We start from the raw sequence: 13,876 nt of genomic DNA, 5'->3' as shown, positions 1-13,876 counted from the left end.
ATCATTAAAAACACTGCAATTGCAACATTTGGTATTCAATTAAACGCAAAACGATGAAAAAGTTGATTTCCCTGGGCATGGCCCTTGCCATGAGCAGCCTGCTGTCTGTAGCCTATGCACAAAAAATAGATACCATCCGCTTAAAAGACCAGCGCCTGCTTACTTCGGCCTTAAAACCTGGCCTCAAACAATACCTTGTTTATTTTCAGATGCCAAAAAGTCCCAAAGACCTGAAGTATTGGCTTTGGCTGCGCGACATTAAACGCGAAACCAAAAATGGAGAAGCTGTATTTGCCATCAGTCAGCATTGGTATGGCAGCGACAGTACGAGCTATCGCGAAGTATATTCGCTAAACCGGGCCAAGGATTTCCTGCCCATCTACCATGCCGAAACCGTAGCAGGCAAGCTCAAAGCCTTTAACTGGAACGCAACTGGCATTAAAGGTGCCGATACGGTTGCCCAAAATACCCAAAAGGCTTTCAAACTCGATTTTAACCAGCCTTGTTTCAATTGGAACCTCGATATCGAAACTTTCGAAATGTTGCCTTTGGCAGCCGGTAAGATCTTCGCCATTAACTTTTACGATGCCGGTTTTGACGTACCCAAGTATGTAAACTATACGGTAACGGGCAGCGAAATGCTGAACACTTTGGATGGCCAAAAAGTAGATTGTTGGCTCTTGCGTACTGAAAGCGAAAATAGGGGAGCGAAATATGTGCAGACTTTCTGGATCAGCAAAAAAGGACATGAATTATTGAAGGAGGAAGATACCTTTCCGAACGGCTATCGCTACAAAGTGAAGTTGCCTGCACTGGCGCCCGATGTTTACGCACGTTTCCTCAAAAAATAAACAGCTATGAAATTAAATTCATTTAAATATGCTTTGCTGGCCCTGGTTTTTCCGTTCTTGGCCCATGCACAGCAAACGCCACAGGCAATTTTACAAAAAACGAAATCGGCTATGGGCCTTGATCGGTTAAAAAAGCCAGTATTTCATTGTTATTACAACGAAGTCAGTTTGGGACGCGAGCAATCCGACCGTACTTATGCGCCCTTCTTCACTACGGCTACCAATGCCGAAGTTTGGTACAGCGCCCAGCACAATGTGCAGCGCATGGAGCAAAGCACGATCCGAGTGGGTACGGGGCCTGGCAAAAATCCGGTGGTGGTGTACAATGGAATAGGCAAAAACTATTTTGTGAGAGATACGGTTTATAAGCCCTTCCATTTTGAGTACGATAAACTGAACGTTTGGATGGTGCTGCTCGACTGGTTAGCCGATCCGGATGTGAAACAGGTAAAGAATGAGCGTTACCGCGATTTTGACCGTTTGGTATTGGCGCGCAAGGCTGCCGTTGGCGAAGAGCGTTTGTTTATCGATCCTAAAACCTATTTTCCTATCAAGCTCGATTATTACGAACTGCATAGTCTTTGGGGCCAGCAACACATCGAAATGGTGTACAGCAATTGGAAGCTGACCGAAAATAGTTTTTACCCGAATTCGGCTTTTAGACTGGAAGATGGCGAGCCGATGTATTACCGCACCCTGGGCAAAAGCAACCTGTCTGATTCGCTGAGCCTGTTTGCCAAAATTGGTAGCTTGCCTGCATCAGGGCCTAAAAACCTAAACTTGGAATGGTATACTTCTGAACAGCCAACGCTCATCAAAGTAAGCGAAAACACCTATTTGAGCAAGAATAGGATGTATACCGAAACCTTTACCCGTATTGGTGATACGATTTACCTATTAGATGCCACTTTGAACGAAGAAAGGGCCAAGCAAGACGAACAACTGATTAAAAAGACATTTCCAGGCATCCATAAATTTGTACTGGTGGTTACCGATTTGGCCTGGCCTCATATTGGCGGCATGCGCTATTGGGTAAGCAAGGGTGCAACGGTAATTTCGCATTCGGCATCGAAGCAATTTATAGAAAAGGTGATTAACCGTAAATGGGTTTTTCAGCCGGACGAACTGCAAAAGCATCCGGTAAAACTGAAATTCGTAGCTGTAGATCAGTTTAGAGCACTGGCCAATAACCAACTGCAAATATTCCCGATAAACGGTATTGGCAGCGAGGGTGCCTTGGCCTGTTACCTGCCAGCGGATCAGCTGCTTTGGGCAAGCGATTATATCCAAACGGTAGCATCGCCATCGGCTTATGCCAAAGAGGTGATTGACGCGGTAAACCGTGAAAAACTCAAACCTTTAAAAATGGTGGCCCAACACGTAGGACTAACCGATTGGCAACAGGTACTGAAGGTAAACCCATAGGCTAGTTTTGATAACCATTAAGGAATTAAGATGGTTAAGCAAACGGGACGAGACTTTTCATTGTCTTCATTTCTTAATGGTTATTCAATTATTAATATTTGACCACCTTAGACGCCTTAGCGCATCTGGTTATCTCAATGCCTCAATGGTTAATAAATAATGAGGGCTGGTTCAATAAATTTTACTGCTTTAACCAGTGCCAAGTGCCGTACTTTGTTGGTTCAAAAAAAGCCTCGGTTAAGGGCACATTGGTTTTAAAATCGTGGTAAGCTTCGGTTTGAACGAGCTTGTTGTTGGCAAAAATCTTGATTTCGGTTTCGTGCCATATCTTATTGATCAACTGGTGTTTGGCAAAATGACACTCCAGTCTGCTTTTTTCCTTTTGCTGAATCATCCGTACCAAATAATGATCTTTGGCATCGAACCATAACTGGCTTTTGCTGCTGTCGGCACTGGCAGTACCAAAAACAATGGTCGCATGTCCGTTCCAAATGGTTCTGTAGCTTTTGCTCAGGTCGAACCCATCGGCACCCAATTTTTTGAATACCTCATCGGCTTTGTCGTAGTACATGCCTCCCAGCAAATAAATCAGGATGTTGGGGTTAACCACCGGCTGACTGGCCTTGCCCTGCCTGAAATTGTAGGCCGTATCGCCTCTGTAGATTACGGAGTTTCCCTCTTTCGGCTCTCCGAAATCAATACGGAACAAGCGTGGAAAAATCCCCGCTTCGTACCAGGTTTGCGTACGATTTAACGTATCGGCCTTGTAAAAACCGGTTTGTTGCGTAAACGTAATGGTCTTTGGCCATTTCCCGTAAAATTTTTGATGGATTTCCCTAAAATCTTTGCTTAAAGTTTGAGCACCTGTATTAAACGCGCCAAAAATTAAGGCCATAATTACACAGAACAAACGTGTGCGTTGAAGTTTTGACATATCGAGTGGTTGTTTAGCCTTAAATTACGAAATAAACTGAACGGTTGTGTATTTATGGAAGAATGATGAACTTGACCCCTCTAGCTATCAAAAACCTACATCATGAAAAACAATCGGCCCCCTGGGGCTTTATTCGCCTGTGGCCATTCGCCGGCCCTTCCTCAAAATCGAGAACAACACAAATAACCTAACATATCATCAAAATTTATGAAAAAAAATCTCCTTATCTTTTGTTTATCCCTGTTTTTTGTACACTTGGCCAAAGCGCAGGAACTGCCTTCCGAACTGCAAACGCCAGAAGTGGTGTCGCTTAACCGCATGCCCATGCGCGCTTCGGCATTTGCCTACGAAAACAGGGAACTGGCCAGCAAAAGAAGCAAAGAAAAATCAACTTATTTTATCTCCTTAAACGGCACCTGGAAATTCAATTGGGTACAAGATCCACGCAAACGCCCCATGGATTTCTACAAACCCGATTTCAACGATTCGAAATGGGATAACTTTAAAGTACCTGCCAACTGGGAGGTAAACGGCTATGGCTTGCCTATTTATGTAAACCAGCCCTACGAGTTTGCTGGTCGCAAGCTGACTGGCAACAGGATGAATCCTCCTTTCGATATTCCTGAAGACAACAATCCGGTAGGTTCGTACCGCAGAAAAATCAACATTCCAGAAAACTGGAAAAACAGACAGGTATTTATCAGTCTGGGTGCCGTAAAATCGGCTTTCTTTATTTGGGTAAACGGCAAAAAAGTGGGCTACAGCGAAGACAGCAAACTGGCTGCCGAATTTGATATCACCAATTACGTAAAACCGGGCGAAAATACCATCGCTTTGCAAGTTTACCGTTGGAGCGATGGCAGCTACCTCGAGTGTCAGGATATGTGGCGCATTTCGGGTATCGAACGTGATGTTTATCTCTACTCGACCCCAAAAATAGATGTACGCGATTTTAAGGTAATCGGAAATCTTGATCCAACCTACACCAACGGTCTCTTAGATGTAAACCTGACCGTAGAAAACTACAAAATAGACCAACGCACCAACCACAGCAGACCTGATAGCTTTTATGTAGCCCTCGATTTGCAGGATGCCAAAGGCAATACCGTTTGGAAAGATGCCACTGGCGCCAAGGCGGTTTTGGGCAATTACAAGAGTAATGTGGCTTTCAAAACCCAAATCAGCAACATCAAAACCTGGTCGGCCGAAATTCCGTACCTCTACACCTTATATATTACGCTAAAAGACAAGAGCGGCGAAGTACTCGAAGTAATTCCGCAACGCGTAGGCTTCCGTTCGGTAGAAATTAAAGGCAGCGATTTGCTGGTAAACGGCAAACGTATTTTCTTAAAAGGCGTAAACCGACACGAACACAATGCCACGCAGGGCCATACGCTTAGCCACGACGATATGCGCAAAGACATGGAAATGATGAAGAAGCTGAACGTCAACGCCGTGCGCCACTCGCATTATCCGCCAGACCCTTATTGGATGGAACTTTGCGACGAGTATGGTTTATACGTAATTGATGAAGCCAACATCGAATCGCATGGTCGTTACTACAGCTTGGAAACTACTTTTGCCAACGATAAAAAATGGCGTGTACCGCATTTGGAGCGTATCACCAGGATGTACGAGCGCGATAAAAACCATGCTTCGGTAATTACCTGGTCGCTGGGCAACGAAGCGGGCAATGGCGTTAACTTTTACGAAGGCTACGAATGGCTGAAACAAAAAGACGGCAGACCGGTACAGTACGAGCGCGCCGAAAACGACTTCAATACCGATATGATCGTGCCCCAATACCCTGACCCGAACTGGTTGGTAAGGTATTCGAACGGCAAGAGCGAACGTCCCATGATCATGAGCGAATATGCGCACATCATGGGCAACAGCTTGGGCAATTTTAAAGAATATTGGGATGCCATTGAGAGCCACCCGAAACTACAAGGTGGTTTTATCTGGGAATGGATAGACCAGGGCATTGATACCGTTAAAAACGGCAAGCGCATTTTGGCCTATGGTGGCGACTTTCCGTTGCAAGGCCCGGTTAACGAAGATTTCAGCGACAACAACTTCTGCGTAAAAGGCGTGGTAACCGCTTACCGTGGCTTAACCCCAATGGCCATCGAAGCCAAAAAAGTATATCAGTTTATCAAAACAAGCTATTTGGGCAACAACCAAATCAGCGTAAACAACAGCTATTTCTTCCGCGATATTGCCAACATGCAGTTAGATTGGCAGTTGTTGGAAGATGGCAAAATCATTGAAACCGGCACTTTGCCAACGCTCAATATCGGTCCGCGCCAATCTACAACCTTTAGCTTGCCCATTAAAGCTAAAGCCAAGGCTGGCAAAGAGTATTTCCTCACTGTGCGCTATCGATTAAAAACCGAAGAACCGTTTTTAGAAAAAGGCTACGAAATAGCCACCGATCAATTTGTATGGGCAGGTGCGCCAAAAACGGCCACTTATGCCGAAGTGAAAAAAGCACTTAAAGTAGAGCAAACTGCCGATCAGGCCATCGTAAAAGGCAGCGATTTTACACTCACTTTCGACTTGAAAAAAGGCACTTTGAACAGCTATGTCTCCAAAGGAAAAGAATTGTTGGCACAAGGCCCTCAACCAGGATTTTATCGTGCCCCAACCGATAACGACATCGGTGCTGGCCTAAACAGGTCGTTGCGCATGTGGCGCAATGTGTATCAAGACACCGACCCTGCGCAGAAAAAAGCAACGGTAAACGCTACTGCCGATAAATTTGTCTTAACCGTTCAATCGACCCTATTAAATGGCGATGCGGTAACCACGCAGGTTTTTGAAGTATTGGCCGATGGCAGCATTTTGGTTAAAAACAAATTCGATGCGGTTAAAGGAAAATATAGAACCATGATGCGTATCGGCAACGATTTGCAACTGAACAAAGCCTACAGTAATATCGAATGGTATGGCCGTGGACCTGGAGAAAACTATTGGGACAGAAAAACCGCTTCGCTAATCGGTACCTACAAACAAACGGTTGACGAGCAGTATTTCCCTTACGCCCGTCCGCAAGAAAGCGGCAACAAAACCGATGTACGTTGGGTAAGCTTTACCGATAAACAAGGCAAAGGCCTTCGTTTTGAAGTAGCCGATAGCCTGTTGAGTTTCGGTGCCTTGCCTTATGCGGTTGAAGATTTGGATCCGGAAGCCGAGAAGAAACAATACCACTCTGGCGAATTGGTTAAACGCAACCAGATTTATGTACACATGGACATGAAACAACTAGGTGTACAAGGAATTGACAGCTGGGGTTCGTTGCCGTTGAAAGAATATCAAATCCCTTATCAAAATCAGGAATATAGCTATTGGATCAAGCCGATTAAATAAAATGAAAGCTAAATTATTTCTTTTAATGGCATTTTTTGTTGGCGTTCAGGCCTTTGCCCAAGAAGCAAAACTGGCGCTAACGCCACCCATGGGCTGGATGAGCTGGAACTTTTTGGCCGATAAGGTTAACGAAAAAGACCTACGCGAAATGGCCGATGCCATGGTGGCCAATGGCTTGGTCAAAGCGGGCTACCAATATATTTTTATCGACGATTGTTGGCAGGGCGGACGAGATTATAAAAACAACATCATCGCCGATCCGAAAAAATTTCCGTCGGGTATCAAGGCTCTGGCCGATTACCTGCATGCCAAGGGTATGAAATTGGGCATTTATTCGGATGCAGCACCTTTAACCTGCGCCGGCTATACCGGCAGCCTGAATTTTGAAGAACAAGATGCCAAAACCTTTGCTTCTTGGGGTGTCGACTATTTAAAATACGATTATTGCGGGGCACCCGAAGATGTAGAAACCGCCAAAAAGCGCTACACCAAAATGGCCAATGCCTTGCGCAAATCGGGAAGGGATATTGTGCTGGGCGTTTGCGAATGGGGGCCGCGCAAGCCTTGGGAATGGGCGGCACAGGCTGGCGGACAAAGCTGGCGTGCCACTTTCGACCTGCGCGACAAATGGAAAGACAAAGGCAACGGCATTGATGCAGTTGGCGTAATGGATGTGGTTGATCGCATTTCGGAGCTAAGCCAATATGCAGGGCCGGGCCATTGGAACGACGGCGATATGCTCATTATCGGGCTCAAAGGCCATAAAGGGCCATCGGGCGATTTGGGAGGCAAAGGCTGTACCGATACCGAATACCAGAGCCAAATGAGTTTGTGGTGTATGCTCAACTCGCCCCTGTACATGAGCAACGATTTGCGCAACATGAGCGACGTTACCCAAAAAATCCTATCCAACGAAGAAGTGCTGGCTCTTAACCAAGATGTGTTGGGCAAGCAGGCCGAACGCAAAATCAAGAACGAAACCTGGAACATTTTCGTAAAACCCCTGGCCAATGGCGATTTCGCGGTGGCTGTTTTGAATAGATCGGAAGCAACCCAAACTGCGCAGGTTAACTTTGCCGATTTGGGCCTAATGGGCAAATACGAAATCAGGGATCTTTGGCAGCACCAGGTATTAGGCAAAGACAAACAGTGGAAAGGAAAGGTAGATGCGCACGAAACCAAAGTATTTAGACTGAGGAAGATTTAACCAACACTTACGAAGTTTTTAAACTTCGTAAGTGTACTAGATCGATAGTTTAAAATTCCCCTCCCGTGGAGGGGTGGTCAATCTTCAACTTACCAATGAACTAATGAACTAATGAGCCAGTTAGCCAATGAACCAATAAACAAATGAACCAAAAATAAACAAGCTACATCCACATGAAAAAACAACTAACCCTAACCTTTTTTGCCTGTGCGCTCGCCTGGAGTGCCAATGCGCAAACCGTGGCCAAAGATCCAGCTACCGTGCTTATTTCTCCGCAACATACCTTGTCTAAAGACGATGTCGAGTTTAGAAAAGCCATTAGCGAATGGAGCGACAATACGTTAAAAAGCACTGACTATAAAAACATCAAAGCCCATCCATCGGCGGCCGTATTTCCTGGCGCACCCAAAGCGGGCTATAAATTTATCGATCGCGAAGTAACCATCAGCCATCAAAAAATAGCCGATAGCCTGGTCGATATTGTTTCAACTTTGGGCTATTCTAGTCCGTGGGCAAATAACCTGTACAGTACCGGCCTCTATGCCGTTGCCGGCGAATACATCGAAGTGGTTTTGCCTAAAGATGTTGATGCCAAGGACGTGAACGTGCAGATCGGTTCGCAGTCAGACCGCCTCAACACTTGGGTAGCGGGTAAAGAAGACTGGCGCCGTATGCCGATCATCACCAAAAGACAAGAACTCAAAAACGGCAGCAACAAATTGGCTTCGCCTTTTGGAGGCTTGATTTACATTTCTATTTCGCCAAAAAGCGCCAACAAAAACTTCAAGGTAGCCATTAAGCATGCCATTGCTTCGCCTTTGTTTGTATTGGGCAAAACCAGCGACCAAGAATGGGCCGAACAGCTTAAAAACAACAAGGCTCCATGGGGTGAAATGGCAACCGAAAGCGTGATTTTAACTTTGCCCGATTCGGTATTGCAATCTGTTAAAAACCCTTCAGAAGTGATGAAACTCTGGAATTTGATTGTAGCCGGCGAAATGGAACTGGCGCAGATCAGTCAGCCTTTTTACAGGGCGCAGCGCCTGGTGGTTGACGAGCACATTGGTGGTGGTTACATGCACAGTGGCTATCCGATTATGATTCACCATTCGCCAAGCAAAAGAATGTTGTCTAACGAAATCATGGCCAATCCGGCATTACTGATGAAACCGAGCAAAGGCGGTGCCAACTGGGGCTTTTTTCATGAAATTGGCCACAACATGCAAAACCTCAACTGGGTATTTGGCGGCACTACCGAAGTGAGCAACAACTTCTTTTCGCTGTACATGTTCGATCGCTTAATGGGCGGTCACGACGATTCGCACTCGGGTGTTTCGAGCGAGAATACCCAGAAGCAAATGAAAAAATACTTCGCCGATGCACCTAGCTACGAGAAGTGGAAGAAAGATCCGTTTTTGGGTCTGATCATGTTCCGTCAGATGCAGGAAGGATTTGGCTGGGAAAGCTTTAAGTCCTTTTTCAGGGAATACCAAAAACTGGGGCCAACCATTGGCCGGATGAACGACCAACAGAAAATAGACCTTTGGGTAAAAACCTATTCCAATATTGTGAAAAGAAATCTGGTGCCATTCTGGAAAACCTGGGGCATTCCGGTAAGCGATTCAGTAGACAAAGAATTGTCGGTTTACCCAAAATGGATGCCGTTTAATTTTCCGCCACAGAACTAAAATTCGGTTATGAAAGCACCATTGATCAAGAAGATAGTATGCCTGAGCTTGTTGCTCTGCCTGTTGCAGGACGCCTGGGCACAAAACGAAACCAAGCACAACCTCGCTTTTGACAAATTGGCCAATAAGTGGGACGAGGCTATGCCTTTGGGCAATGGAATGCTGGGTGCCTTGGTTTGGCAAAAAGGCGAAAAACTACGACTTTCTTTAGACCGCGCCGATTTATGGGACGAACGCAAGGCGCTCGACATGAGCAAACTCAACTTCAAATGGGTAAAAGAACAGGTGCTCAAAAAAGATTACCGTCCGGTACAAAAAATAGGCGATGAGCCTTACGACAATGTGCCTTATCCTACCAAGCTGCCTGCGGCCGCTGTCGAGTTTAACATCAGTACCCTTGGCAAGGTTGTGTCTAACGTGCTCAGTATCAAAGATGCGCTCAATACCGTCAAATTTGAAAACGGAACGGTATTTAATTGCTATATCCATGCTACCAAGCAAGAAGGCTATTTTAGTTTCGAAAACCTTAAGTCTGCCACTATTTTGCCACAGCTTATTGTACACAACTACAATACCAGCGTAGATGGCAACAATGATAACAGCCACGCCGGCCAGGGATTGGGCAAGTTAGGCTATGCCAAAGGCACGGTAAAACAAACCGCCAACAGCATTGCTTATCACCAACCAACAGCTGATGGCCATTATTTTGAAGTGCTCATCAAGTGGCAACGGTTTCCGGGCAATAAAATCGTGGGTTCATGGACCATCAGCAACAATAAACCAGCCATCATGGCCAACCTGTCTACCCAAGTCAAAGAACCAACCGGCTGGGATACACACCTGGCTTGGTGGAAAAATTACTGGAAACAATCGTCGGTTAGCCTGCCAGATACCCTGCTCGAAAAACAGTATTACCTCGAGTTGTATAAATTGGGTTGCGTATCGAGAAAAGGCGCACCAGCCATTACCCTGCAAGCCATTTGGACGGCCGATAACGGGAGCTTACCCCCTTGGAAAGGCGATTTTCACAACGATTTGAATACCCAGCTCAGCTATTGGCCGGCCTATACCGGCAACCGTTTGGCCGAAGCCGCCACCTTTACCGATTGGCTGTGGAAAATCAGGGATAAAAACCTGGCCTACACCAAACAGTATTTCGGAGTTGAAGGCCTAAATGTACCCGGCGTGGTTACCTTAAATGGCGATCCGATGGGTGGCTGGATCCAGTATTCGCTGTCGCCAACGGTAAGTGCCTGGGCATCGCAGCATTTTTATTGGCAATGGAAGTACTCGATGGACAAAGCCTTTTTGAAAACGAGGGCTTACCCTTATATTCACGATGCGGCTACTTATTTAGAAAATATCACCTACCTAGAAAACGGCGTGCGCAAACTGCCGTTAAGCTCGAGCCCCGAGTACAACGACAACAGCATTAACGCCTGGTTTTTAAACTGGAGCAATTTTGATCTGGGGCTGAGCAAGTTCTTGTTCAAGGCGGCGGCCGAGGTAAGCCAAGCCAACGGACAAACGGCAGAGAGCCAACATTGGTTGTCGGTATTGAAGCAATTGCCAGATTTCGAAGTCAACGAAACGGGTTTTACCATTGCCCCGGGCCAGAACCTGAACAGTTCGCATCGCCATTTTTCGCAGTACATGGCTATTTATCCCTTAGCTCTGCTTGACGTAAATCGTGAAGAAGATAAATTGCGTATAGGCAATTCGTTAAAACGCATCGAAGAAAAGGGAACCCGTGGCTGGTGCGGCTATTCGTTCAGTTGGATGGCTTCGCTGTATGCCCGCGCCTACGAGGCCGACAAAGCCGTTAAACAGTTGCAGATTTTTGCCAGCAACTTCTGTTCGCCCAACAGCTTTCACTTAAACGGCGACCAAAAAGGTGGCCAATATTCGGGCTTTACCTACCGGCCGTTTACCTTGGAAGGCAATTTTGCCTTTGCGCAGGGCGTAAATGAGCTCTTGCTGCAAAGTAGAGAAGGCTATATCGAGGTTTTTCCGGCCGTGCCTCGCGATTGGAAAAACGCATCGTTCGAAAACCTAAGGGCGGAGGGCGCCTTTTTGGTGAGCGCCCAAAAGCAGAACGGCGTTCCGGCAAGAGTTAGTGTGAGGGCAGAACAAGGCGGTTTATTGACCATCAAATTGCCTTTTAAAACGCATGTAGTGAAAAATATAGAAGCCAAAAGGGTAAAATTTGGCCAAGATGGCCTAGCTAGGGTAAGCCTAAACAAAGGCGAACGCGTTACCTTCGAAAACGGCTACGAATAAATAAACGATCATGAAAAGAACCATCCCTATATTGCTTGGCCTTTTGGCTGTGTTTTCGGCATATCCAACGTATGCACAGCAAAAAGCGAAAAAACCGAACATCATTTTTATTTTAACCGACGATTTGGGCTATGGCGACGTTGGGGTTTTCTTTCAGAACCAAAGAGCCAAACAAAACAACAAAGCCCTGCCTTTTGCGCTAACGCCAAGTTTGGATCAGATGGCCGCGAATGGAGCCATTTTAACACAAAGCTATTGCGCGGCGCCGGTTTGTGCACCGTCTAGGGCATCGATCCTTTTGGGCCAAAGCCAGGGACATGCCAACGTACGCGACAATCAATTCGACAAGGCCTTGGCCAACAACCATACATTAGGCACCGTATTGCAAAAAGCAGGCTACAAAACGGTAGCCATTGGCAAATGGGGCTTGCAGGGAACCGGCAAAGAATGGCCTGCACACCCCCTAAAGCGGGGCTTCGATTATTTTTATGGCTACATGCGCCATTCGGATGGGCACGAACATTATCCCAAAGAAGGTATTTACAGAGGCCAAAAAGAAGTTTGGGAAAACCGCACAGAGGTTTCGGCCGCGCTCGACAAATGCTATACCGGCGATTTATGGACGGCAAAGGCCAAAGATTGGATCATCCAACAAACCCGAAAAAATACAGATCAGCCCTTTTTTATGTATTTGGCTTATGATACGCCTCATGCCGTGCTCGAGCAACCTACGCAAGGCTATCCCGCTGGTGGTGGCTTAAATGGGGGCTTGAAATGGTTAGGCAAACCCGGCGAAATGATCAATACTGCCAATGGTACGCCCGATAGCTGGACCGACCCGCTTTATGCCCAGGCTACTTACGACGATGATAAAAATCCGGCTACACCAGAAAAACCTTGGCCCGATACCTACAAACGTTTTGCTACCACCACCAAACGCCTCGACGATGAGGTTGGCGATTTGCTAAAACTGCTGAGCGACCTTAAAATAGACGATAATACTTTGGTGATTTTCAGCTCTGATAACGGCCCGTCTATCGAAGCTTACCTGCCCAAGCCCAATGTGCCTTACGAAGCCAATTTTTTCGACAGTTTTGGCCCTTTTGATGGTATTAAAAGAGATGTGCTGGAAGGTGGCATGCGCATGCCGGTCATTGCCCAATGGACCAAACACATTGCGCCGAACACCGTAGTGGCTTCGCCCAATATTTCGTACGACTGGATGCCGACCTTTGTGGATGCTGCGGGTTTAAGCGCACCGGCGGTTACCGATGGCGTTTCGCTATTGCCTTCGCTGTTGCAAAAAGGCAAACAAGCACCTAGCTTGATTTATTCAGAGTATTTTGAAAGTGGCAAAACCCCCAATTACAGTGAATATGCACCCAACAACAGGGGCAAGCTGCGCAACCAGATGCAAATGATCCGCTTTGGCGATATCGTGGGGTTGCGGTATAACGTAAAATCGGCCAACGACGATTTTCAGTTGTTCAATGTAGTGAGCGATACCCATCAAGCTACCGATCTGGCCAAAGACAATGCCCAGTTGCAAGCGCAGATGAAAGCCAAGGTATTGCAGCTGAGAAGGAGCGATGCAGAAGCCAAACGCCCCTACGATGAGGAGTTGGTGCCTGCTACAGTCTTGGCTGCACCCAAAGCTGGAGCATTGCTGAAGGCCTTTAGCGACAAGGCCAGTTGGGTGCCCAAAACCCAAGGGCTATCAGCCTTAAGTACAACCACTACCAACGAAATTGCAATCAAACCTGTAGCCAAGGCCAATGTGTACGAATTTTCGGGCTATATCAAAGTGGCCAGCGACGGCTTGTATACTTTCGCCCTAAACACCAACGGCAAGGCCTTTTTACGATTGCACGAAGCGGTAATGATAGATGCCGATTACGGCTATTTGGCCAATAAGCCATTGAAGAGCAGCATCAGGCTCAAAGCGGGCTACCATCCGTTTACGCTTACGGTTAAGGATGCCAAAACCATCAAGCTTTTATGGGCCGAAGAAGGTGCAAGCGCCAAGGCAATGGGCAACAGTAGTTTATACCATTAACCCATTAACAAAGGTGTTGATTAAAATATGTTAAAACAGCTAAATGAGCTTTGTTTAATCAGATCA

Annotated in this window: 8 protein-coding genes; 7 read left to right on the top strand and 1 reads right to left on the bottom strand. The window is 46.4% G+C overall.

Annotated elements, in window-relative coordinates; all coding sequences use genetic code 11:
* Positions 1-53 precede the first annotated feature (53 nt).
* On the top strand, positions 54-851 hold the full coding sequence (locus VRU48_RS11885; protein WP_330108131.1) for a DUF3108 domain-containing protein: 798 nt from the start codon (positions 54-56) through the stop codon (positions 849-851).
* Between the two features lie 6 nt (positions 852-857).
* On the top strand, positions 858-2,276 hold the full coding sequence (locus tag VRU48_RS11880) for an MBL fold metallo-hydrolase (protein ID WP_330108130.1): 1,419 nt from the start codon (positions 858-860) through the stop codon (positions 2,274-2,276).
* A gap of 181 nt (positions 2,277-2,457) precedes the next feature.
* Here VRU48_RS11880 and VRU48_RS11875 read toward each other — a convergent pair whose 3' ends face one another.
* Complete coding sequence (locus VRU48_RS11875) at positions 2,458-3,210, bottom strand: hypothetical protein (protein WP_330108129.1); 753 nt, start codon at positions 3,208-3,210, stop codon at positions 2,458-2,460.
* A 207-nt stretch (positions 3,211-3,417) separates the two neighbouring features.
* On the opposite strand from VRU48_RS11875, the gene lacZ reads away from it, so the two are divergent.
* The 5 genes from lacZ (at position 3,418) to VRU48_RS11850 (ending at position 13,810) form a co-directional block, all read left to right on the top strand.
* Positions 3,418-6,579, top strand: coding sequence for a beta-galactosidase, LacZ type (gene lacZ, locus VRU48_RS11870; protein WP_330108128.1), 3,162 nt, complete (start codon positions 3,418-3,420; stop codon positions 6,577-6,579).
* 1 nt (position 6,580) lies between these two features.
* On the top strand, positions 6,581-7,786 hold the full coding sequence (locus VRU48_RS11865) for a glycoside hydrolase family 27 protein (RefSeq protein WP_330108127.1): 1,206 nt from the start codon (positions 6,581-6,583) through the stop codon (positions 7,784-7,786).
* Positions 7,787-7,959: 173 nt separating this feature from the next.
* Positions 7,960-9,474, top strand: coding sequence for a M60 family metallopeptidase (locus VRU48_RS11860; RefSeq protein ID WP_330108126.1), 1,515 nt, complete (start codon positions 7,960-7,962; stop codon positions 9,472-9,474).
* Positions 9,475-9,483: 9 nt separating this feature from the next.
* The gene (locus VRU48_RS11855) at positions 9,484-11,754 is read left to right on the top strand and encodes a glycosyl hydrolase family 95 catalytic domain-containing protein (protein WP_330108125.1); all 2,271 of its coding nucleotides are present in this window, start codon (positions 9,484-9,486) and stop codon (positions 11,752-11,754) included.
* Positions 11,755-11,764: 10 nt separating this feature from the next.
* Positions 11,765-13,810, top strand: coding sequence for a sulfatase-like hydrolase/transferase (locus VRU48_RS11850; RefSeq protein ID WP_330108124.1), 2,046 nt, complete (start codon positions 11,765-11,767; stop codon positions 13,808-13,810).
* The last annotated feature ends 66 nt before the right edge of the window (positions 13,811-13,876 follow it).

The sequence above is a fragment of the Pedobacter albus genome (genome assembly GCF_036324255.1).
Lineage (GTDB): Bacteria > Bacteroidota > Bacteroidia > Sphingobacteriales > Sphingobacteriaceae > Pedobacter > Pedobacter albus.
The sequence above is the reverse complement of the archived record's forward strand: the minus strand, read 5'-3'. Positions and strand labels throughout refer to the sequence as shown.

Bases quoted from the DNA above. Each gene is read 5' to 3' on its own strand.
- VRU48_RS11885 (WP_330108131.1), top strand. From the start codon at position 54: ATGAAAAAGTTGATTTCCCTGGGCATGGCCCTTGCCATGAGCAGCCTG.
- VRU48_RS11880 (WP_330108130.1), top strand. From the start codon at position 858: ATGAAATTAAATTCATTTAAATATGCTTTGCTGGCCCTGGTTTTTCCG.
- VRU48_RS11875 (WP_330108129.1), bottom strand. From the start codon at position 3,210: ATGTCAAAACTTCAACGCACACGTTTGTTCTGTGTAATTATGGCCTTA.
- lacZ (WP_330108128.1), top strand. From the start codon at position 3,418: ATGAAAAAAAATCTCCTTATCTTTTGTTTATCCCTGTTTTTTGTACAC.
- VRU48_RS11865 (WP_330108127.1), top strand. From the start codon at position 6,581: ATGAAAGCTAAATTATTTCTTTTAATGGCATTTTTTGTTGGCGTTCAG.
- VRU48_RS11860 (WP_330108126.1), top strand. From the start codon at position 7,960: ATGAAAAAACAACTAACCCTAACCTTTTTTGCCTGTGCGCTCGCCTGG.
- VRU48_RS11855 (WP_330108125.1), top strand. From the start codon at position 9,484: ATGAAAGCACCATTGATCAAGAAGATAGTATGCCTGAGCTTGTTGCTC.
- VRU48_RS11850 (WP_330108124.1), top strand. From the start codon at position 11,765: ATGAAAAGAACCATCCCTATATTGCTTGGCCTTTTGGCTGTGTTTTCG.